Source organism: Curtobacterium sp. NPDC090223, assembly GCF_044746585.1.
Classification (GTDB): Bacteria; Actinomycetota; Actinomycetes; order Actinomycetales; family Microbacteriaceae; genus Curtobacterium.
Window position 1 is genome coordinate 211,602 of sequence record NZ_JBIVCN010000006.1, and the last position, 21,290, is coordinate 232,891.

General features: G+C 71.2%; 21 protein-coding genes. 13 read left to right on the plus strand and 8 right to left on the minus strand.

Translation table 11 applies throughout. The annotated features are described in order from the left end of the window. The first annotated feature begins 84 nt into the window (after positions 1-84). The 7 genes from typA (at position 85) to ACIPJY_RS16035 (ending at position 8,046) form a co-directional block, all read left to right on the plus strand. A complete protein-coding gene (gene typA, locus ACIPJY_RS16005) occupies positions 85-2,007 on the plus strand; it encodes a translational GTPase TypA (RefSeq protein ID WP_400465698.1) in 1,923 nt (640 codons plus the stop codon). Between the two features lie 48 nt (positions 2,008-2,055). Continuing rightward, positions 2,056-3,249 carry an amidohydrolase gene (locus tag ACIPJY_RS16010; RefSeq protein WP_400465701.1) on the plus strand — a complete coding sequence of 398 codons (1,194 nt, stop codon included), beginning with the start codon at positions 2,056-2,058 and terminating at the stop codon, positions 3,247-3,249. Between the two features lie 91 nt (positions 3,250-3,340). Continuing rightward, the gene (locus ACIPJY_RS16015; RefSeq protein WP_400465704.1) at positions 3,341-3,886 is read left to right on the plus strand and encodes a hypothetical protein; all 546 of its coding nucleotides are present in this window, start codon (positions 3,341-3,343) and stop codon (positions 3,884-3,886) included. A 19-nt stretch (positions 3,887-3,905) separates the two neighbouring features. Further along, positions 3,906-5,090 (plus strand): PIG-L family deacetylase, encoded by a 1,185-nt coding sequence (locus tag ACIPJY_RS16020; protein ID WP_400465707.1) that lies wholly within the window; start codon positions 3,906-3,908, stop codon positions 5,088-5,090. Positions 5,091-5,127: 37 nt separating this feature from the next. Further along, complete coding sequence (fdxA, locus tag ACIPJY_RS16025; RefSeq protein ID WP_123654110.1) at positions 5,128-5,445, plus strand: ferredoxin; 318 nt, start codon at positions 5,128-5,130, stop codon at positions 5,443-5,445. 13 nt (positions 5,446-5,458) lie between these two features. Further along, on the plus strand, positions 5,459-6,577 hold the full coding sequence (gene dapC / locus ACIPJY_RS16030) for a succinyldiaminopimelate transaminase (protein WP_400465711.1): 1,119 nt from the start codon (positions 5,459-5,461) through the stop codon (positions 6,575-6,577). A 170-nt stretch (positions 6,578-6,747) separates the two neighbouring features. Next, positions 6,748-8,046: a citrate synthase gene (locus ACIPJY_RS16035; protein ID WP_400465714.1), complete on the plus strand. Its 1,299-nt coding sequence runs from the start codon at positions 6,748-6,750 to the stop codon at positions 8,044-8,046. A gap of 123 nt (positions 8,047-8,169) precedes the next feature. Here the strand turns inward: ACIPJY_RS16035 and dapD are convergent, their stop codons facing one another. Continuing rightward, complete coding sequence (dapD, locus tag ACIPJY_RS16040; protein WP_400465716.1) at positions 8,170-9,129, minus strand: 2,3,4,5-tetrahydropyridine-2,6-dicarboxylate N-succinyltransferase; 960 nt, start codon at positions 9,127-9,129, stop codon at positions 8,170-8,172. A gap of 62 nt (positions 9,130-9,191) precedes the next feature. On the opposite strand from dapD, the gene dapE reads away from it, so the two are divergent. Next, positions 9,192-10,274, plus strand: coding sequence for a succinyl-diaminopimelate desuccinylase (gene dapE / locus ACIPJY_RS16045; protein WP_400465718.1), 1,083 nt, complete (start codon positions 9,192-9,194; stop codon positions 10,272-10,274). Further along, the gene (locus ACIPJY_RS16050; protein ID WP_400465721.1) at positions 10,259-11,527 is read left to right on the plus strand and encodes a hypothetical protein; all 1,269 of its coding nucleotides are present in this window, start codon (positions 10,259-10,261) and stop codon (positions 11,525-11,527) included. Before dapE ends, ACIPJY_RS16050 begins: the two co-directional genes overlap by 16 nt. On the opposite strand, the gene ACIPJY_RS16055 is transcribed toward ACIPJY_RS16050, so the two are convergent. Continuing rightward, entirely contained in the window at positions 11,506-12,684 is a 1,179-nt protein-coding gene (locus ACIPJY_RS16055; RefSeq protein ID WP_400465723.1) for an AI-2E family transporter, read from the minus strand. The genes ACIPJY_RS16050 and ACIPJY_RS16055 overlap by 22 nt on opposite strands. A gap of 127 nt (positions 12,685-12,811) precedes the next feature. Between ACIPJY_RS16055 and ACIPJY_RS16060 the strand changes: the two genes are divergently transcribed. Beyond that, positions 12,812-12,982: a DUF3117 domain-containing protein gene (locus ACIPJY_RS16060; RefSeq protein ID WP_017887054.1), complete on the plus strand. Its 171-nt coding sequence runs from the start codon at positions 12,812-12,814 to the stop codon at positions 12,980-12,982. Positions 12,983-13,124: 142 nt separating this feature from the next. Then, complete coding sequence (locus tag ACIPJY_RS16065) at positions 13,125-13,853, plus strand: AAA family ATPase (protein WP_400465726.1); 729 nt, start codon at positions 13,125-13,127, stop codon at positions 13,851-13,853. Here the strand turns inward: ACIPJY_RS16065 and ACIPJY_RS16070 are convergent. Continuing rightward, positions 13,850-14,482, minus strand: coding sequence for an O-methyltransferase (locus ACIPJY_RS16070; RefSeq protein WP_123703493.1), 633 nt, complete (start codon positions 14,480-14,482; stop codon positions 13,850-13,852). The genes ACIPJY_RS16065 and ACIPJY_RS16070 overlap by 4 nt on opposite strands. Positions 14,483-14,543: 61 nt before the next feature. Between ACIPJY_RS16070 and ACIPJY_RS16075 the strand changes: the two genes are divergently transcribed. Continuing rightward, the gene (locus tag ACIPJY_RS16075) at positions 14,544-14,912 is read left to right on the plus strand and encodes a twin-arginine translocase TatA/TatE family subunit (protein ID WP_123654102.1); all 369 of its coding nucleotides are present in this window, start codon (positions 14,544-14,546) and stop codon (positions 14,910-14,912) included. Positions 14,913-15,006: 94 nt separating this feature from the next. Here the strand turns inward: ACIPJY_RS16075 and ACIPJY_RS16080 are convergent, their stop codons facing one another. From ACIPJY_RS16080 to ACIPJY_RS16095, 4 genes are all read right to left on the minus strand, one after another. After that, positions 15,007-16,299: a carbohydrate-binding protein gene (locus ACIPJY_RS16080; RefSeq protein ID WP_400465730.1), complete on the minus strand. Its 1,293-nt coding sequence runs from the start codon at positions 16,297-16,299 to the stop codon at positions 15,007-15,009. Positions 16,300-16,458: 159 nt separating this feature from the next. Then, positions 16,459-17,625 carry an Mrp/NBP35 family ATP-binding protein gene (locus ACIPJY_RS16085; protein WP_400465733.1) on the minus strand — a complete coding sequence of 389 codons (1,167 nt, stop codon included), beginning with the start codon at positions 17,623-17,625 and terminating at the stop codon, positions 16,459-16,461. Continuing rightward, complete coding sequence (locus ACIPJY_RS16090; protein ID WP_400465736.1) at positions 17,618-18,160, minus strand: DUF1003 domain-containing protein; 543 nt, start codon at positions 18,158-18,160, stop codon at positions 17,618-17,620. Before ACIPJY_RS16090 ends, ACIPJY_RS16085 begins: the two co-directional genes overlap by 8 nt. After that, the gene (locus tag ACIPJY_RS16095; protein ID WP_400465739.1) at positions 18,144-19,460 is read right to left on the minus strand and encodes a magnesium transporter MgtE N-terminal domain-containing protein; all 1,317 of its coding nucleotides are present in this window, start codon (positions 19,458-19,460) and stop codon (positions 18,144-18,146) included. Before ACIPJY_RS16095 ends, ACIPJY_RS16090 begins: the two co-directional genes overlap by 17 nt. Positions 19,461-19,564: 104 nt before the next feature. On the opposite strand from ACIPJY_RS16095, the gene ACIPJY_RS16100 reads away from it, so the two are divergent. Next, entirely contained in the window at positions 19,565-20,479 is a 915-nt protein-coding gene (locus ACIPJY_RS16100) for a general stress protein (protein WP_400465742.1), read from the plus strand. Positions 20,480-20,796: 317 nt separating this feature from the next. Here ACIPJY_RS16100 and ACIPJY_RS16105 read toward each other — a convergent pair whose 3' ends face one another. Beyond that, the gene (locus tag ACIPJY_RS16105; protein WP_400465743.1) at positions 20,797-21,288 is read right to left on the minus strand and encodes a GNAT family N-acetyltransferase; all 492 of its coding nucleotides are present in this window, start codon (positions 21,286-21,288) and stop codon (positions 20,797-20,799) included. Positions 21,289-21,290 lie beyond the last annotated feature (2 nt).

The following is a 21,290-nucleotide window of genomic DNA, read 5'->3' on the forward strand; positions in this document are numbered from 1 at the left end:
TGCCCACGGGTGCGGTGCCGATCGACCAACAGGGTCGATCACCAGCTGGCCCGACACTCTCCCAGAAATTGAAGGATGTCCTGTATGGCGCTCGCCACCCGGTCCGACCTGCGCAACGTCGCCATCGTGGCACACGTCGACCACGGCAAGACCACCCTCGTCGACGCGATGCTCACGCAGACCAACTCGTTCGACGCCCACTTCGAGGGCGAAGACCGGATGATGGACTCGAACGACCTCGAGCGCGAGAAGGGCATCACGATCCTCGCGAAGAACACGTCGGTGCTCTACAACGGCAAGCACGCGACCGAGTTCGGCGCGGACGGCCCCATCACCATCAACGTGATCGACACCCCCGGCCACGCCGACTTCGGTGGCGAGGTGGAGCGCGGCCTCTCCATGGTCGACGGTGTCGTGCTGCTCGTAGACGCGTCCGAGGGCCCGCTGCCCCAGACCCGCTTCGTGCTCCGCAAGGCGCTCGCCGCCAAGCTCCCGGTGATCCTGCTCGTCAACAAGACGGACCGCCCCGACTCCCGCATCGACGAGGTCGTCTCCGAGTCCCAGGACCTGCTGCTCGGTCTCGCGTCCGACCTGTCGGACGAGGTCGACGACCTCGACCTCGACGCGATCCTCGACGTCCCGGTGGTCTACGCCTCGGGCCGCAACGGCGCCGCGTCGCGCAACAAGCCGAACGACGGCGAACTGCCCGACAACGACGACCTCGAGCCGCTCTTCGAGGCGATCCTGCAGCACGTCCCGGCCCCGAAGTACGACGACGAGCACCCGCTGCAGGCGCACGTCACGAACCTCGACGCCTCGCCGTTCCTCGGTCGCCTGGCGCTGCTCCGCATCTTCCACGGCACCATGAAGAAGGGCCAGACGGTCGCGTGGGTCAAGCACGACGGCACCGTCGTCAACGCCCGCATCACCGAGCTCCTCATCACGAAGGCGCTCGACCGCTACCCGGCCGAGTCGGCTGGCCCCGGTGACATCGTCGCCGTCGCCGGCTTCGACACGATCACCATCGGCGAGACCCTGACCGACCCGGAGGACGTCCGTCCGCTGCCGACCATCACGGTCGACGACCCGGCGATCTCGATGACGATCGGCACGAACACCAGCCCGCTCGTCGGCAAGGTCAAGGGCCACAAGCTGACCGCCCGCATGGTCAAGGAGCGCCTCGACCGCGAGCTCGTCGGCAACGTCTCGCTCAAGGTCCTCGACATCGGCCGCCCCGACGCGTGGGAGGTCCAGGGCCGTGGTGAGCTCGCACTCGCCATCCTGGTCGAGCAGATGCGCCGCGAGGGCTTCGAGCTCACCGTGGGCAAGCCGCAGGTCGTCACCAAGCGTGACGAGAACGGCAAGCTCCAGGAGCCCTACGAGCACATGACGATCGACACGCCGGAGGAGTACCTCGGCGCGATCACGCAGCTCATGGCCGCCCGCAAGGGCCGCATGGAGAACATGACGAACCACGGCACCGGCTGGGTGCGCATGGAGTTCATCGTCCCGTCGCGCGGCCTGATCGGCTTCCGCACGTCGTTCCTCACGGAGACCCGCGGCACCGGCATCGCCAACGCGATCTCGCACGGCTACGACGAGTGGGCCGGCCCGATCCAGACCCGCATCAACGGCTCGATCGTCTCCGACCGTTCCGGTGTGGTCACGCCGTTCGCCATCACGAACCTGCAGGAGCGGATGACGTTCTTCGTCAACCCGACCGAAGAGGTCTACGAGGGCATGGTCATCGGCGAGAACTCGCGCGCCGACGACATGGACGTGAACATCACCAAGGAGAAGAAGCTCACGAACATGCGTTCGGCGAACGCCGACTCCTTCGAGTCGATGACGCCGTCGCGCCAGCTCTCCCTCGAGGAGTGCCTGGAGTTCGCGCGCGAGGACGAGTGCGTCGAGGTCACCCCCGACGCCGTGCGCATCCGCAAGGTCGAGCTCGACGCGCAGGCACGCCAGCGCGCGTACGCCCGCCTGAAGCGTCAGGACGCGTAACCCCGCACGGAGTTCGCACCGAGGAGGTCGAGGGATACGGTGGATGCCGTGACCCTCGACCTCCTCTCGCTGTACCAGGACCTCCACGCCCACCCGGAACTCGGTTTCCAGGAGCACCGCACCGCCGGTGTCGTCACCGCGAAGCTGCACGAGCTCGGTGGCATCGACGTCACCGAGGGCGTCGGCGGCACCGGTGTCGTCGGGGTGCTCAGCAACGGTGACGGCCCGGTGATCTGGCTGCGCGCCGACATGGACGGCCTGCCGGTGGAGGAGCGCACGGGGCTGCCCTACGCCAGCACCCACCGCGGCACCGACGAGACCGGCACGGACGTCCCGACCATGCACGCCTGCGGTCACGACATCCACGTCACGTGGCTGCTCGGCACGCTGGAGCGGCTCGTGGCGACCCGCGAAGAGTGGACGGGCACCGTCGTCGCCGTGTTCCAGCCCGCGGAAGAGGTCATCTCCGGCGCCCGCGCGATGGTCGAGGACGGCCTGGTCGACCGGTTCCCGACGCCCGAGATCGTCCTCGGCCAGCACTCGGCACCGGCGCCGGTCGGCATGGTCGCGGTCGGATCCGGACCGGTGATGGCCTCGAGCGACCGGTTCACGGTCACGTTCAACGGTCGCGGCGCCCACGGTTCGGCCCCGCAGGCATCGCTCGACCCCGTCGTCACGGCGGCGTCGGCGGTGGTCCGGCTGCAGACGATCGTCTCGCGGGAGGTCTCCCCGAGCGACGCTGGCGTCGTCACCATCGGCAGCTTCCACGCCGGCACCCGGGCGAACATCATCCCGGACAAGGCGGTCATCGAGATCTCCACCCGCGCCCGCAACGAGGACACGCGCAACCGGATCATCGCCTCGATCGAGCGCATCGTGCGCGCCGAGAGTGACGCCGGGGGACTGCCCGAGCCGACGATCGAGCGCTGGCCGGGTGCCGACGTGCTGGTGAACGACCCGGAGAACGCCGCGCGCGTGCTCGAGGCGGTCGCCGCAGCGGTGCCGAAGGCCGTCGACCTGGAGTCCGGCCTCGCGATGGCGTCGGAGGACGTCGGCCAGCTCGCCACCGCGGCGGGCGTGCCGATCGTCTACTGGTTCACCGGCATCACCGACCCGGAGCTCTTCCGCCGGGGCGAGGAGATCCCGAGCAACCACTCGCCGTTCTACGCGCCGCAGGCGGAGACGGCGATCCCCGTCGGCGTCGACGCGCTCGTCGCGGCGGCGCGCGCCTACCTGCGCTGACGGCCTGGAGGCCCTGGTCGGTCCCGGCAGGCAGGTGAGACTCCCAGGGAACTCGCGCCGAGCCTCCCGGGTGGTTGGTTATGGTCACCGCATGCGCAGCGCACTCCGTCATCCGCTCATCGCCGCCGTGGCGGCGGGCATCGCCCTGGCCGGTCTCACCGGCTGCTCCTCGGACGCCGTCAAGCAGGCGACGGACCTCGGGTCGTCGGTGGCGTCGGACGTCAGCGAGAGCGTCAAGGGCATCGACGGCTCGGCGATCACCGAGGGCATGTCGAGCATCGCCGGGGGCATCGACGGGGCGCTCGACACGGCGCTCAAGGGCGCGGACATCACCTCGGACGGGGCGGTGCCGGACGGGTTCCCGACGTCGGCCGTGCCGCTGGTGGACGGCACCGTCCTCGGCGGTGGCTCCGGTCCGAACGGGTCGGGATGGGTGGTGCAGGTGCGGGCGGGTTCGGTGGACGACTTCGCGACCGCGGCGCAGCAGCTCACCGACGCCGGGTTCACCGAGTCGGCGAAGCGCGCGGACTCGTCGAGCGCGTTCGGGATCTTCCGCAGCGACGACCACCGCGTGGTGCTGACCTTCTCGGGATCGGACACCGGGGCGACGGCGACGTACATCGTCACCACGCGGTAGTCCCGTACCCTTGGGGGCGATGTCGAAGGCCTCCGCGACGCGCCCAGAGCGTGTCCTCATCGTGCACGCCCACCCCGACGACGAGACCCTGTCGTCCGGTGGGACCATCGCGACGCTCCTCGAGCTCGGCGCCGAGGTGACCGTCCTCACGGCCACCCGCGGTGAGCGCGGCGAGATGCTCACGCCGGCGCTCGCGCCGCTGTTCGGCGACGGACCCCGCGTGGCGGCCCACCGCGAGACCGAGATCGCGGCCGCCCTCGCCGCGCTCGGGGGACCGGCGCACCTGTGGCTCGGCGGACCCGGCGCCCGCCCGACCGACCTGCCCGAGCGGCGCTACTCCGACTCCGGCATGCAGTGGGGCCCGGACGGCCGTGCCGTCGCCGCGGACGACGCGCCCGCAGACTCGCTCACGATGGCCGACCTCGGCGAGGTCGTCGACGACGTCCGTGCCGCGATCCGGTCCACCCGCGCCGACGCGGTGATCAGCTACGCGGACGACGGCGGCTACGGGCACCCGGACCACGTCCGTGTCCACAACGCCGCGCGGTACGCCGCGAAGGCCGAGGACGTGCCGTTCTCGATGATCGTCGACCCGGACTCCGGCGAAGCCGACGTCACGGTCGACGTCGTGCCCGTGCGCGCCAAGGTCCGCGCGGCGATCGAGCAGTACCGGTCGCAGGTCACCGTCGACCCGGTGGACCCCGCCGACCCGACCGCGCTGTCGTGGGTGATGCCGCACGGCGTCCGGCAGCACGCGGCGGCGACCGAGGCGTTCCGGCACGACGACCCGCCTGCCGCACCCGCTCCGGAGACCTACGCCGAGATGACCCCCGCCGGCAAGGGCACCGCGGTCGTGGTCGCCCTGGCCGTCGGGCTCCTCGCCGGCGGCCTCGGCACGATCACCCACCAGCAGACGCTCGGCGCGTTCCCGATCGGCATCGTCCTCACCACCCTGATCGTGATCGGCCTGGTCGTCGGCGTCCGGCTGCTCTACCGGTCCCGCGCGATGGTCGCGGCCGTCGGCATCGGGGTGATCGTCGCCACCCAGGTCCTGGTGTCCGTCGGCGGGCAGAGCTCACCGCTCGTGCTCGCGAACGCCGCCGGGTACGTGTGGACCTTCGGACCGGCGATCGTCGCGATGCTCGCGCTCGCGTGGCCGGACCTGTCCGGGGTGCGGTCAGGGTCGTCCACGGCTCGCGAGTAGACTCGAACCGCTCGTTTCCGAAGGGAGCACCCCGACCGTGACCTACGTGATCGCCCAGCCCTGTGTCGACGTCAAGGACCGCGCGTGCATCGACGAATGCCCCGTGGACTGCATCTACGAGGGTGACCGCTCGCTCTACATCCACCCGGATGAATGCGTGGACTGCGGTGCGTGCGAACCGGTCTGCCCGGTCGAGGCGATCTACTACGAGGACGACCTCCCGGACCAGTGGGCCGACTACTACAAGGCCAACGTCGAGTTCTTCGACGAGGTCGGTTCGCCCGGCGGCGCGGCGAAGGTCGGTGTGATCCACAAGGACCACCCGGTCGTCGCGGCCGAACCGCCGCGCGGCTGAGCCGGACACGCACGTGGCCCTCGACCTCCCCGACTTCCCCTGGGACCAGCTCGTCCCGTTCAAGCAGCGCGCAGCCGAGTACGAGGGCGGCATCGTCGACCTCAGCGTCGGCTCGCCGGTCGACCCGACGCCCGTGCTCGTGCGGACGGCCCTCGCCGAGGCCACCGACGCGCACGCCTACCCGCAGGTCGCCGGCACCCCGGCGCTCCGCCAGGCGATCGCCGACTGGTACGGCCGTCGGCACGGCGTGCAGCTCACCGAGGACCAGACGCTGCCGACGATCGGCTCGAAGGAGTTCATCGCCGGGCTCGCGCTCTGGCTCGGCATCGGCCGCGGGGACACCGTCGTGTTCCCCGCCGCGGCGTACCCGACGTACGAGCTCGGCGCGGCACTCGTCGGGGCCACCGCGCTGGCCTCGGACGACCCGGCGGCCTGGCCCGTCGGCACGAAGCTCGTCTGGCTGAACTCCCCGGGCAACCCGGACGGCCGGGTGCTCACCGTCGACGAGCTCCGCGTGGCCGTCGCCCGCGCCCGGGAACTCGGCGCGGTCATCGTCGGCGACGAGTGCTACGCCGAACTCGGGTGGGAACCCCCCTACGACGTCACGCCGACCCCGACCATCCTGGACCCCCGCGTCGTCGGGGACTCCGTCGACGGTGTGCTCAGCGTGTACTCGCTCTCGAAGCAGTCGAACCTGGCCGGCTACCGGGCGGCGTTCGTCGCGGGTGACGCCGCGGTCCTCGCCGAGGTGCTCGCGGTACGGAAGCACACCGGCATGATGCCGCCGCTGCCGGTCCAGCACGCGATGATCGTGGCGCTGGCGGACACGGCCCACGTGCAGCAGCAGAAGGCGCTGTACCGTGCCCGTCGCGGCATGCTCCGTCGTGCGCTCGAGGGTGCCGGGTTCCGCGTCGACCACAGCGAAGCTGGGCTCTACCTCTGGGCGACCCGCGGCGAGCCCGCGCTCGACACGGTGGCGTGGCTCGCCGACCGCGGCATCCTCGTCGCCCCCGGGACCTTCTACGGCGCGGCCGGCGGGCAGCACGTCCGGATCGCCCTCACCGCCACCGACGAGCGGATCGCGGCCGCCGCACAGCGCCTGACCAGCGGCCGTCGTCTCGCATCGGCCTGAACCCCGTCCGGCACCGACCAGCGAACCGGTCGACCGCTAGTCGTGACTCCCACGAAGTTCGTGGGACCTGGGTGTGCACGAGCGACAGACGGCGCGATTAGGCTGGTGGTGTGACTGACACTGCCAATGACGCTCAGACGACGGCCACACCGCCAACGACGCCCGTCCCCGTGAGTCCCGAAGCCGAGCAGGCAACGGAGACCGCGACGCTGACGTACCCGGGCGGCCAGGCGGAGTTCCCGATCCTCCCGAGCGTCGACGGCGCGTCCACGATGGACATCTCGACGTTCAAGAAGCAGACCGGGATGAACACGCTCGACTACGGCTTCGTGAACACCGGTTCCACCAAGAGCGCGATCACCTACATCGACGGCGACCAGGGCATCCTGCGCTACCGCGGGTACCCGATCGACCAGGTCGCCTCGAACTGCACCTTCCTCGAGGTCGCCTGGCTCCTGATCTACGGCGAGCTGCCGAACGACGCCGAGCTCGCCGACTTCGACGCCCGGATCCGCCGGCACACGTTGCTGCACGAGGACCTCCGTCGCCTGTTCGACGCCCTCCCGCACTCGGCGCACCCGATGTCCGTCCTCTCCAGTGCCGTCAGCGCCCTGTCGACGTACTACGAGGACGACATGGACGTCGACGACCCGGAGAAGGTCGAGCTGCAGACGGTCCGGCTCCTCGCGAAGCTCCCCGTGATCGCGGCCTACGCCCACAAGAAGTCCATCGGCCAGGCGTTCCTGTACCCGGACAACTCGCTGTCGTTCGTCGACAACTTCCTCCGGCTCAACTTCGGCACGATGGCCGAGACCTACGCGCCGAACCCGGTGCTCTCCAAGGCGCTCGACCGCCTGCTCATCCTGCACGAGGACCACGAGCAGAACGCCTCGACGGCCACCGTCCGCCTGGTCGGGTCGACGAAGGCGAACATGTTCGCGTCGATCTCCGCCGGCATCAACGCCCTGTACGGGCCGCTGCACGGTGGCGCGAACGAGGCCGTGCTCGAGATGCTCCAGCAGATCAAGGACTCCGGCGAGCCCGTGCAGCGGTTCGTCGAGCGCGTGAAGAACAAGGAGCGCGGGGTGAAGCTGATGGGCTTCGGGCACCGCGTCTACAAGAACTACGACCCCCGCGCGAAGCTCGTCAAGGAGTCCGCCGACGAGGTCCTCGAGTCCCTGGGCGTGCAGGACGACCTGCTCGACATCGCCCGCGAGCTCGAGGAGATCGCGCTGAGCGACCAGTACTTCATCGACCGCAAGCTGTACCCGAACGTCGACTTCTACACGGGCATCATCTACAAGGCGATGGGCTTCCCGCCGCGGATGTTCACCGTGCTGTTCGCGATCGGGCGGCTGCCGGGCTGGATCGCGCAGTGGCGCGAGCTCAACAACGACCCGCTCAACAAGATCGGGCGCCCGCAGCAGCTCTACGTCGGCTCGCCGAAGCGGGACCTGCCCGAGCGCTGACGCTCCGCGCTGCGGCGCGCGCCACGCGGCGCCGATCGGCACGGCACAACGCAAACCGGCCCGCACCACGGATGTCCGTGGTGCGGGCCGGCTTTGGTTGTGCGGCGACGGCGCGCACCGCTCCTACGCGTGGAGCGCGGTGTTGAGCTGGATGCCGTCGCCCTTGCGCTGCAGTGCCTCGACGGCCCCCGTGAGGCTGTTCCGGCGGAACAGCACGTTCGGGGCACCGGACAGCTCGGCGGCCTTCACCGTCCTCGGGGTGCCGTCCGGGTTCGGCGCCGCACCGACGAGCACGACCTTCGTGCCGGCGGTGACGTAGAGGCCCGCCTCGATGACGGAGTCATCGCCGAGCGAGATACCGAGGCCCGCGTTCGCACCGAGGAGCGCGCGTTCGCCGAGGGACACCCGGTGCGTCCCGCCGCCGGAAAGGGTGCCCATGATGGACGCGCCGCCGCCGATGTCGGTGCCGTTGCCCACGACGACGCCCTGCGAGACACGGCCCTCGATCATCGCGTCACCGAGCGTGCCGGCGTTGAAGTTCACGAAGCCCTCGTGCATGACGGTGGTGCCCGGAGCGAGGTGCGCCCCGAGCCGGACGCGGTTGGCGTCGCCGATGCGCACGCGGTCCGGGACGACGTAGTCGACCAGGCGCGGGAACTTGTCGATCGCGTGCACCGCGATGCCCGCGCGCTGCAGCGACGGGCGCAGACGGGTCAGGTCGGCGGGGAGGACCGGGCCGGCGTTCGTCCACGCGACGATCGGCAGGTGGCCGAAGACACCGTCGAGGTTGATCGTGTTCGGCCGCACGTGCAGGTGGCTCAGCAGGTGCAGGCGGAGGTAGGCGTCCGGGGTGCTCGCCGGGGCCGCGTCGATGTCGATCTCCACCGTCACGGCTTCGATCCGGACCCCGCGGCGGGGGTCCTCACCGATGTGCTCCTGGAGCTCGAGCGGGAACACCGCGTCCGCGGGCAGCGCGCCGAGGTGCGTCTCCGGGAACCAGGTGTCGAGTTCGGTGCCGTCGGAGGCGACGGTCGCGAGGCCGTGGCCCCACGCGGAGGTGGTCTGTTCGGTCGTCTCGGTCACGGTTCCAGGGTAGCGACGGGTGCGCCCGGGTTTCGGCGGACGTCGGCCGGTAGGCTTCCGGCATGCCGGAGCCGCTCGACCTCACCGCCTCGTCCATCGACATCACCCGTGCCATCTGCGACATCGAGTCGGTGTCGGGCAACGAGAAGGCCCTCGCCGACGCGATCGAGGCGGTGCTCGCGCCGCTGCCGCACCTCGAGGTGATCCGCGACGGCGACGCGATCGTCGCACGGACCAACCTCGGCCGTGACCGTCGCGTCGTCATCGCCGGGCACATCGACACCGTGCCGCTGAACGCGAACCTGCCGACCGAGTTCCGCACCGCCGAGGACGGCACCGAGATCCTGTGGGGCCGCGGCACCGTCGACATGAAGGCCGGGTGCGCCGTGCAGCTCAAGCTCGCGTACGACCTCACCGACCCCTCGGTCGACGTCACGTGGGTCTGGTACGACCACGAGGAAGTGTCCGACGCGCTGAACGGCCTCGGTCGCCTTGCCCGCACCCGCCCCGAGCTCCTCGCCGGTGACTTCGCCATCCTCGGGGAGCCCTCCGGCGCCCAGATCGAGGGCGGCTGCAACGGGAACCTGCGTGCGGAGATCCGTGCGTACGGCAAGCGCTCGCACAGCGCCCGGAGCTGGATCGGCGACAACGCGATCCACAAGGCGGCGGCGGTCCTCGCCACCCTGGCTGCGTACGAGCCCCGCACCGTCGAGGTCGACGGGCTCGAGTACCGCGAGGGCCTCAACGCCGTGGGCATCACCGGCGGGATCGCCGGCAACGTCATCCCCGACGAGGTGATGGTGCACGTGAACTACCGGTTCGCGCCGTCCCGCTCCGCCGACGAGGCCGTCGCGCACATCCGCGAGCTCTTCGACGGGTACCAGGTGGACATCGTCGACCTGGCCGCCGGGGCGCGCCCCGGGCTCGACGCGCCGCTCGCCCAGGACTTCGTGGCCGCTGTCGGCGGTCCGGCCCCGCGCCCGAAGTACGGCTGGACCGACGTCGCCCGGTTCTCGGCGCTCGGCGTCCCCGCCGTGAACTACGGCCCGGGTGAGCCGGTGTTCGCCCACCACGACGACGAGCAGGTCCCGGTGGCGCAGATCACCGCGGTGGAGGACGGTCTGCGTCGGTGGCTGACGGCCTGACGACCGGTTCGTCGCGGGACACGGGCGCCGTGCCGGTGCGCCGTCCCCGCGCCGCGGCCGTGTGGTGGCGTGCGCGCTACCGGGTGGTCCCGTGGTGGCTGCGCATCACCGTCGTCTACGTGCTCGCGCGGATCGTCACGGGCGCGCTGCTCATGTCGTTCGCGAGCATCCAGTCGGCGAACTCGTTCACGCTCCAGCACCCGCACTACCTGTCGTTCGCGTCCATCTGGGACGGCGCCTGGTACCGCGTGATCGCGACGAGCGGGTACCCGTCGACGCTGCCGATCGACAGCGCCGGACACGTGACGGAGAACGCGTGGGCGTTCATGCCGGCGTACCCGTTCCTGGTCCGGGCCCTGATGACGCTCACCGGGGCGTCGTTCGAGCTCGTGGCGATCTCGGTGTCCCTGCTCTTCGGCTGGGGGTCGGCGCTGGTGTTCCGGCGGCTGATGGGGCGCTTCCTCGACCCGTCCCGCGCGACGTTCGCCACGGTGCTGCTCTGCGTCGCCCCGCTCTCGGTGATGTTCCAGGTCGCGTACGCCGAGTCGATGGGGCTGTTCCTGCTGCTCGTCGCGCTGCTGCTCCTGGTCGAACGACGCTTCTGGACGATGCTGCCCGTCGTGCTGCTGCTCGGCATGACCCGGCCGACCGGTCTGGCGTTCGCCCTGCTGATGCTGCTGTTCGTCGGGACGTGGGTCGTCCGGCCCGCGTGGGTCCGGCTCGCACCGCTCCGCAGCGTCCGGCAGCTCGTCGCACCGGCCGTCGTGGCGGTCGTGTCCGGGCTGGTGGGGTTGGCCTGGCCGGCCGTCGCGTGGGCGGTCACCGGCGTCCCCCGGGCGTACACGGACACCGAGCTCGCGTGGCGGTCGTCGTACATCGGGTGGAAGGACCTGGTGCCCTTCGCCCCGTGGATCCAGGGGTTCGGGTGGTGGTTCCGGCAGCCGGCCGGGGTGGTGCTGCTCGTGGTGGTGCTGGTCGGCCTCGCGGCGTTCGTGTCCATGCCGCCCGCGCGCCGGATCGGCCTGGAGCTCCGGCTGTGGGCGGTCGCGTACCTCGTGTACCTGCTCGCGGTGTTCTTCCCGCAGTCGAGCACGTGGCGCATCCTGCTGCCGATCGCGCCGCTCCTCGGGATCGTGGCGCTGCCCCGCTCACGCGTCTACCGGGTGCTCGTGGTGGTGCTCTGCGTGGTGCTGCAGTGGGTGTGGATGTACTACTGCTGGTGGGTCGACGGCTACGACTGGACCCCGCCGTGATCGGCATCCGCGTCCGCGTCCGGTTCGGCGTCCGCTGACGGCACGGGCGGTGGCTCGTCCGGTCCCCAGTTCGCCGCGGCGACCACCATCGCGTTCACCGTCGCGATGAAGGGCACGGCGAAGAACGCCCCGACCACGCCGGCGATCGTGGTGCCGGCGACCACGCCGAGGGCGACACCGAGCGGGTGCACCTTGACGGCACTGCCGGTGAGGAACGGGTGCAGGACGTGGCTCTCGAGCTGCTGCACGAGCACGACGATGCCGAGCATGAACAGTGCCGGCACCCAGCCGTTGAACACGAGCGCGATGAGCACCGCGACGCTCCCGGCCACGATCGCGCCGACGACGGGGACGAACGCGCCGAGGAACACCACCACGCCGATCGGGATCGCGAGCGGGACCTGCAGGATCAGCGCGCCGATCACCACGCCGAGCGCGTCGGTGATCGCCACGACGAGCTGGACGCGGATGAAGCTGGTCAGGGTGTGCCAGCCGGCTTCGCCCGCGACGCCGATCCGGGGCCGGGCCCGCCGCGGGAAGAGCCGCAGCACCCAGGTCCAGATCCGTCGGCCGTCGATGAGGACGAAGATGGTCGTGAAGACGACGATGAACAGGCCCTGGAGCACGTGCACCGCTCCGGTGCCGGCGGCCTGGAACCCGGACAGGATCGACGAGACGTGCGCCTGCAGGTAGTCGAAGCCGTCCGAGACCCACCCGTTGACGTCCTTCACCGTGATGCCGAACGGCTCGCTGTCGAGCAGCGTCTGCAGTGACCGGACGCTGTGGTGCAGGCGTCGTTCGAGCGACGGCAGGTCGTACCGGATCTGCGCCGTGACGACGAGGGCGAGCGCACCGATCGCCAGCGCGACCGACACCAGGCTCGAGAGCACTGCGGTCCACTTCGGCCACCGGTGCCGCTGCAGGAACGACGACATCGGCGCGAGCAGCGCGCAGAGCAGCAGCGCGATGAGGAACGGCACGATGATGTCCTGCAGCACCACCACCAGGGCGATCACCACGGCGAGGGCCGCGGCGACGATGAGCAGGCGCCAGGAGAACGCGCTGGCGATGCGGAGCCCGGCCGGGACGGCGTCGCCGACGGGGTCGACGAGGGGGTCCGGCGGGCTCGGACGGCGCGTGGAGGGAACGGTCGGCACGTCCACAGACTAGGAACGGGAGCCGCGAAGACGGCGGGATCCGCACCCCCCAACCTGGGCGGTTTCGCAGTTCGCCCCCTGGTACGGGATAATGGGGGTGCATGTACTGCACGAAAGGGGACATCTGATGGCAGCCATGAAGCCGAGGACCGGTGACGGGCCGATGGAGGCTGTTAAGGAGGGTCGACTCATCATCGTGCGGGTTCCGCTCGAAGGTGGAGGCCGCCTTGTCGTCTCGGTCAACGATGCCGAGGCGAAGGAACTCCACGACGCACTCGCCGAGGTCGTCTCGGCCTAGTTCGTCGACGCACCACAACAGGCACCAGCCAGCAGGCCCGGGACACTCGTCCCGGGCCTGCTGTCGTCCGGGTGCCGCTGTCGTCCACGGCGTCGCTGTCGTCCACGGCGTCGCTGTCGGCGGTGCTCGGCATGATGGGCCCGTGCCACGATCCCGCCGCCCCGTCCGCCGCGTCGAGGAGTACGCGGCCGACCCGATGCCCCGCGACGTCTGGCCGTCGATGCTCGCCCCGGTCCGGCAGCTCCTCGACGAGGGGATCGACCTGGACACCGTGACGGTGTTCGTCGGCGAGAACGGCGCCGGCAAGTCCACCCTGGTCGAAGCGATCGCGCTCGCCTTCGGGATGAGCCCGGAGGGCGGCTCGACGAACTCGGGCCACAGCACCCGACCGAGCGAGTCGCAGCTGTGGGAGCACCTCGCCCTGCACCGCGAGGCCGGGGCACCGCGCGGCGGGTTCTTCCTCCGCGCCGAGACCATGCATGGTTTCTTCACCTACCTCGAGGAACACCCGTCCGCACGCCCTGAGCCGGTGTTCCACGAGCGCAGCCACGGCGAGTCGTTCCTCGACTTCGTGATCGACCGGTCGCAGTGGCCGGGGCTCTGGATCCTCGACGAACCCGAGTCGGCGCTGTCGTTCCAGGGGTGCCTCGCCCTGATCGGCCTGCTGCAGGCGATCGTCGACGACGGCCTCGGGCAGGTCGTCCTCTCGACGCACTCGCCCGTGCTCGCGGCGTTCCCCGGGGCCACCATCCACGAGGTGGGGGAGTGGGGGCTCCGCCAGAGCACCTGGGCGGACCTCGACCTGGTGCGGAACCAGCGGTCGTTCCTGGAGTCCCCGGAGCGCTACCTGCGCCACCTCGGAGCGGACTAGTTCGTGACCTTCGTCATCTGCAGCAGCCCGTCGCCGGCCGGGGACAGCGCGCTGATGACGGCGCCGGAGGTCGAGACCTCGGTCAGGAGCAGCCGGAAGTCGGTCGTCGCCCGGTCCCGCTTCACCGGGTCCGCCACGCGGCCGCGCCACAGGGCGTGCGGCACCAGGACCGTCCCGCCGAGCCGCGCGAGCCGCAGCCCGTGCTCGACGTACTCGATGACGTGCTCGGGGTCGGCGTCGACGAGGACCACGTCGTAGGACGCCTCGTTCATGCGCGGGAGCACCTGGTTCGCGCGCCCGGGGATGAGTCGCACGCGCGACGGCGCCGTCCCCGCGGCGATGTACGCGTCACGGGCGTACTGCTGGTGGTCCACCTCGATGTCGATCGTGGTGAGCGTGGCCTTCGGGGCGCCGCCGAGCAGGTAGAGCCCGGACACGCCGAGGCCGGTCCCGATCTCGATGATCGCCGTGGCGCGGGAGGCTGCCGCGACGACACCGATCTGCGCGCCGATAGCCGGCGAGATCGCCTCGACACCGAGCTCCAGGGAGTGCTCACGGGCGCGAGCGATCACCTCGGACTCGGAGACGATGTCCTCCGCGAACTTCCAGTTCGACTCTTTCTCTGACACGCACACTCCTCGGTCGACAACTCTAGGGCGCAGCACGGGTGGTTCGGGTTAGGCTCGCTCCGTGAACATCCCGCTCGACAAGATCCTGATCATCGGGATCATTGCCGTGCTCCTGCTCGGCCCGCAGCGTCTGCCCATGTACGCCCAGAAACTCGCCGAGTTCGTCAAGGCCGTCCGACGGTTCGCGGACACCGCGAAGGACCGGATGCGCGAGGAGATGGGGCCGGACTTCGACGACGTCGACTGGCAGAAGCTCGATCCCCGCCAGTACGACCCGCGCCGGATCATCCGCGACGCGCTGCTCGACTCCGCGACCGGGGCGGGTGCGGCCGAGACCGTGCAGGTCACCGCCTCGAAGGTGCGGGCGCCAGCGCCGGTGGTGCCGCTCGCCGCAGGCGAGCAGGCCCCGTACGACGCCGAGTCCACCTAGGAGCGACGCGTTCCGGCCCGGTACGCGGCCAGGACGACGGACGGGAGGCCCGGTGCCAGCTGGCACCGGGCCTCCCGTCGTTCAGCGGTCCCGTCTACCGCAGGTCGGCCAGGAACCGGTCGGTCCAGGCGAGGGCGGCCGTCCCGGCGACCGAGCTGCACGTGGCGGACGCGGTGCTCGTCGGGGTGGCGCAGGGGGTGTCGCGGTCGAGGGACCACGTGTGCACCCCGGCGAGGCCGTGCGCCTTCGCGTACGAGGACACGGTGTCGGCGTCGGCGAGGGTGAAGACCTCGTCCGAGGCGTCGTTCACGCCGAGCATCGGCGTGACCTCGATCTTCGACGCCGCGATCCCGTAGGTGTGCTGCAGGTTCGTCACCGCCTGGATCGTGGACTGCCCCATCTCGCACGCGGACCCGACGACCACGCAGTTCGCGGTGGTGGCACGGCCGAAGTCCATCGTCATGAGGTTGACCGTGTAGTTCGTCAGCGTGGACGCCTTGATCGCCTTCACGGTGGCGTCCCCGGTGCTGTTGAGCCCGCCGAAGCTGCCGTCCGATGCGGCGAGCGTCGCCAGCGTGAAGGAGAAGCGCAGGCCCGGGTACTTCGCCTGCGCGAGTGCGGCGGCGCTGACGAGGTTCTGCACGTCGGCCGCGGACTGGCCGCTCTCGATGTCGAAGTCGACGCCGATCATGTGCGGGCTGGCGTACCGGGCGATGAAGCTCTGGAGCGCGGTGCCGGAGCACTTGAACGAACCGGCCGCTCCGCCGGTGCTCACGATGTAGTTCACCCCGGCGGCGTCGAGCTTCGGGATGTTGGCGCTCGCGAAGGCGTCCGCGGCGACCCCGCCCCAGTTCTCGCTGCCGCAGGTGCCGGTGGCGAAGGCGAGCGTGATGGCCTTGAGGCCGGGTTCCTTCGTCGAGACGAGGCTGTTGGACGAGCCGACGACCGGGATCCGCGTACCGGTCACCGCGGTGTTCATCACGTTGGTGTTCCAGTCGAGGTTCACGGTGACGTCCTTGTACGGGCTGAACACCAGCCCGCTCGCGGTCCCGGTGCTGCCGTTGCCGGGCGTCGTGGTCCCGCCGCCCGTCCCGCCGCCGCCGGTGCCCCCGCCGGTGCAGGCACCGGCCGAGGTCCACGGCTGCCCGCTGCCCGTCGCACCGGAGTGCGTCGCGGGGTCGTCGCCCTGCGTCCACCAGTTCGCGGTGTAGTTGGTGCCGTTCTCGCTGACGGTGGTCCCGCCGGTGTAGGCGGTCCCCGACGCCCACGCGGTCGCGCAGGCGGTGGTGGTCGCCGCGGTGGCCGGGACGGCCGCGAGCGTTCCCCCGACGACCGCCGCTGTCATGGCGCCGATGACGCCGATCCGGATCCTGGTGTTCCTGTTCACCTGAGTGCTCCAGTTCTTCGGCCGACGTCGATGTCGGCACGGTGGAGCTCCTGCGCCCTGATTCCGCAGGAGCATTGTGGAATGTCCCTGCATATTGCTCTCGACAACAGCGCACGTCCATGAGGGGACGTACAGGAAGCGTGAACCGGAGCGTCTCGCTCAGGACAGCGAGAGCCCCAGCTTCCGGCCGGAGAGCCCGCGGCCGAGCGCCACGATGCGGTCCGCGATGCCCGTGAGTGCGAGCGCTGCCGGGTCGGTCGGGTCCGCGAGCACGACGGGCTCGCCGACGTCGCCGCCCTGCCGGAGCGGCACCGACAACGGCACGCTGCCGAGCACCGGCACGGGGGAGTCCTGCCCGCGGGACAGCCGGGCCGCGGTCTCCGCACCGCCGCCCTCGCCGAAGAGGTGCAGCACGCTGCCGTCGGGCTGCACGAGCCCGGCCATGTTCTCCACGACGCCGATGACCCGCTGCCCGGTCTGCCGTGCCACGGTCCCGCTGCGCTCGGCGACGTCGGCCGCAGCGGCCTGCGGGGTGGTGACGACCAGGACCTCCGCGTGCGGGAGCAGCTGCCCGACCGAGATCGCCACGTCGCCGGTGCCGGGCGGCATGTCGAGGAGCAGCACGTCGAGGTCGCCGAACCACACGTCGGTGAGGAACTGGTTCACGGTGCGGTGCAGCATCGGTCCGCGCCAGGACACCGCGGTGGAGGCGTCGTCGACGAACATCCCGATCGACACGACCTTCACGTCGTGGGCGACCGGCGGCAGGATCATGCTGTCCACCCGCGTCGGGCGCGGCGCGACCCCGTGCTCGTCCGTCAGTCCCATCAGCCCGGGGACGCTGAACCCGTGCACGTCGACGTCGACGATGCCGACCCGGAGCCCGCGACGGGCGAGGGCGACGGCGAGGTTCACCGTGACCGTGGACTTGCCGACGCCGCCCTTGCCGCTCGTCACCGCGATGACCCGCGTGAGCGAGTCCGGGGTGAACTGCACGCCCTTCGGCCGGCCTGCGCGGAGCCGCGCCGTCAGCGCCGCGCGGACGGCCGGGTCCATCACCGAGACGTCCACCGACACCGCGGACACCCCGTCCACGGAACCGGCGGCCGAGCGCACGTCGCGCTCGATCGTGTCGGCGGCCGGGCACCCGACGATCGTGAGCTGCAGGTCGACGCGCACCGAGCCTCCCGGCTGGACGTCGACACCACGGATCATGTCGAGCTCCGTGACGGGCCGGCGGATCTCCGGGTCGATGACGCGGTCGAGCGCAGCGAGGACCCGCGCGCCGAGCGCCGCGTCGTCCTCCGGGTGCGTGGCGTCAGCCACGGACGTCCACCGCGCGCTCCGGGTCGCCGTCGTCGATCGCGTCGCGACGGTCGAGTTCCTCGAGCAGCGAGCGCAGCTCTGCACGGATGAAGTCCTTCGACGCCATGTCCCGCATCGCCAGGCGGAGCGCGACGACCTCGCGGGCGAGGTACTCGGTGTCCGCCAGGTTCCGCTCGGCACGCTGCCGGTCCTGCTCGAACTGCACGCGGTCGCGGTCGTCCTGCCGGTTCTGCGCGAGCAGGATGAGCGGCGCCGCGTACGAGGCCTGCAGCGAGAGCACGAGCGTCAGCGCCGTGAAGCCGATCGCGGCGGAGTCGAACTGCAGCTGCCGGGGGGTGAAGACGTTCCACGCCATCCAGACGACGCAGAACAGGGTCAGACCGACCAGGAACCAGGGCGTTCCCATGGCGCGTGCGATGCCCTCGGTGGCGCGACCGAACGCGTCACCACGACCCGAGCGTCGACGAGTCGGCAGGACGCGCGTGCGCATGCCCTTGGGGGAGTCGAGCCGGGTGTTCTCATCCGTTCGTGCCACGTGTGGTCCTCCTCCCCGCGCTCACGGGGGTCCTACGGCTCTTGGTGCGGGGGCGTGCGGTGTCACCGTCGCCCTGACTTCGCCAGTCGTCCGGCAGGACGTGGTCGAGCACGTCGTCGATCGTCACCACCCCGACCAGACGGTGGGCGTCGTCGACCACGGGGACGGACACCAGGTTGTAGGTCGCCATCACGCGCGTGACCTCGGCGGCGCTGGCGTCGACGCGGACCGGCTCGGTCTGCTGGTCGATGAGCGTGCCGAGGCGCTCGTTCGGCGGGTAGCGGAGCATGCGCTGGAAGTGCACGAGCCCGAGGAACCGGCCGGTGGGCGGCTCGTAGGGCGGCAGCGTGACGCAGACGCTCGCACCGAGGGCCGGCGCGAGCTCGTGCCGCCGGATCAAGGCCAGGCCCTCGGCGACGGTGGCGTCCGCGGAGACGATCACCGGCTCGGTCGTCATCAGGCCACCGGCGGTGTCCGGCTCGTACTCGAGCAGCATGCGGACGTCCTGCGCCTCTTCCGGCTCCATGAGCTGCAGGAGCGCTTCGCTCCGTTCGTCGGAGAGCTCGGCGAGCAGGTCGGCGGCGTCGTCGGGCTGCATCTGGTCGAGGACGTCGGCGGCGCGGGCGTCCTCGAGCGAGGACAGGATCGCCACCCGCTCGGCGTCCGGCATCTCCTCGAGCACGTCGGCGAGCCGGTCGTCGGGGAGCTCCTCCGCCACCTCGAAGCGGCGCTCAGCGGGCAGGTCGAGCAGCGTCGACGCGAGGTCGGCCGGCACCAGGTCGGAGTACGCGGCGATGACGTGCTCGGCGGACTGCGACTCGCCGGGGAGCTCGTCCTCGGTGACCTCGTTCCACGTGGCGAACGTCGTCGGGCCCTTGCCGAACGGCGACGGCGTGGTCTTCGGCTTGCGGAGGAAGAGCTGCGACACCTCCCAGTCGCCCTGGCCGCGGTCCTCGATCGCGATGTCCTCGATCGTGGCGCGGATGCGGTCCTTCGTGATGAGCACCTTGCGTCCGAGCATCTCGGCGATCACCCGCACCTCGCCGCCGCGCTGCTCGAACCGACGCATGTTGACGAGCCCGGTCGTGATGACCTGCCCGGCACCGATCGAGGTGATCCGGCCGACGCTCACGAAGATGCGGCGCTTGCCCGGGACCTCGACGATCAACCCCACGACGTGCGGGGGATCGGCCCGGCGGTAGACGACGAGGACGTCCCGGACCCTGCCGACGCGATCGCCCGCGGGGTCGAAGACGGAGCACCCGGCGAGGCGGGCGACGAAGACCTTCGTGGCGCTCACACCCGCAAGCGTAGTCGGTCGTCCGGTCCGTTCCCTGGCGGCCGCCCGGTCTGTTCCCTGGCGGTTCTCGTGCGATCGCAAGGGGGACGGTGGATGATGACTGTGTGAGCACTCAGAGCCCCTTCCGCGGTCGCACGGCGCAGGTCTTCCCCACGCTGCCCCGCGGAGACGTCCTCGGCACCTTCGACAGCTACCCCGAAGCGCAGGCGGTGGTGGCGAAGCTCGCCGAGTCCGACTTCCCGGTGAACAAGCTCTCGATCGTCGGCAACGACCTGAAGACCGTCGAGCGTGTCACCGGCAAGATGACCTACGGCCGCGCGGCGTTGGCCGGTGCGCTGTCCGGGCTGTGGCTCGGCATCTTCTTCGGCATCGTGCTGACCCTGTTCTCGCCGACCGCCGGTGGGCTCATCCTGGCCGCCGCGATCATCGGTGCGGCGTTCGGCATGCTCTACGGCATCGTCTCGTTCGCCATCACCAAGCGGCAGCGGGACTTCACGAGCGTGCACCAGGTGCTCGCCACGAACTACCAGATCATCGTCGACCCGCAGCTCGTCGGGCAGGCGCAGCGGATCCTGGGGCAATCCGGTGCGACGCCGCACGCCGCGTGGAACCCCGGGCAGCAGTCCGGTGCACCTGGCGCACCCGGCGCCCCGTTCCAGGGTCCGCCGCAGCAGCCGTGGCGTCCGGGGCCGCCGCAGGGATCGCCGTACGGCGGGCACTCCACACCCCACAACCAGCCCGGAGGCCCGGCGCAGTCCGGTCCCGCCGCTCCGGCCACGGGTACGCAGCCGCGGTACGGCACGAACGACGGTCCGCGGTACGGCGAGGTCGCGCAGCCGGGCGACGCCGGCCAGCCGGCCGCGCCGCCGCAGCAGCCGCAGCCGGCGGCGCCGTCCGGCGCTCCCGCAGCACCCCGGGCCGACGAGCCACCGCGCTACGGCGAGCGGATCCCGGGTGCGACGCCCCCGGGCGCCCCGTCGTCCCCGGACGCCCCGTCGTCCCCCGACGACAAGCGCTGACGCCACGCTGAGATCGCACTTCGTGTCGTGTGCCCTGCCGGGTGCCGACACGGAGTGCGATCTCACGTGGGGCGCGGGGCGCGGCGCGGCGCGGCGCGCGGGGCGCGGCGCGGCGCGCGGGGCGCGGCGCGCGGGGCGCGGCGCGGCGCGGCGCGGCGCGCGGGGCGCGGCGCGCGGGGCGCGGGCGCGGCGCGGCCGGTCGTCCCCTCGACGTGACACGACTTGCCGTGCGCGATCGTCGAGGTGCGACGAGTGATGCGTGCGGGCGGCCGAGATGCCGCAATTCTGGAACCTGGGAGGGCCGCGGCCGCTCCGCGCTACAAGACCTTGGAGTAGCAGGCGGAGAGCGGGGCGCCGACGTACGGGCCGAAGTTCGCGATGCGCGTGAACCCCTCGCGCTCGTAGAACCGGATGGCGCGCTTCTGCTCCGTGCCGGTCTCCAGCACGAGCGCCGGTGACCCGAGGTCGAGCGCGGCCTCTTCGAGACGCCGGAGGATCCCGGTCGCCACACCCGCACCGCGGGACTCCCGCCGCACGTACATCCGCTTGATCTCGGTCACGCCGTCATCGACGACGCGCAGGCCCCCGCACCCGAGCGGCGTGCCGTCGGCATCACGTGCGACGAAGAACACCGCGATCGACTCCGCGGTCGGCTTCGCACCCGGCTCGGTGTCGCCACCGTAGGTGCTGTCGATCTCGATGCGCTGGGCAGCCCGCAGCCGCATGGCGTCGGGGGAGTCGAAGTGCTCGACGTCGATCGCGATCTGCTGCGGAGAGGTGCTCTGCGGTGTCGCCTCGGGTGTGCTCACCC

What these genes read in the sequence shown, in the direction of transcription:
- ACIPJY_RS16020 (WP_400465707.1), top strand. Translation starts at nt 3,906, where the DNA reads ATGTCGAAGGCCTCCGCGACGCGCCCAGAGCGTGTCCTCATCGTGCAC.
- dapE (WP_400465718.1), top strand. Translation starts at nt 9,192, where the DNA reads ATGCCGGAGCCGCTCGACCTCACCGCCTCGTCCATCGACATCACCCGT.
- ACIPJY_RS16015 (WP_400465704.1), top strand. Translation starts at nt 3,341, where the DNA reads ATGCGCAGCGCACTCCGTCATCCGCTCATCGCCGCCGTGGCGGCGGGC.
- ACIPJY_RS16060 (WP_017887054.1), top strand. Translation starts at nt 12,812, where the DNA reads ATGGCAGCCATGAAGCCGAGGACCGGTGACGGGCCGATGGAGGCTGTT.
- typA (WP_400465698.1), top strand. Translation starts at nt 85, where the DNA reads ATGGCGCTCGCCACCCGGTCCGACCTGCGCAACGTCGCCATCGTGGCA.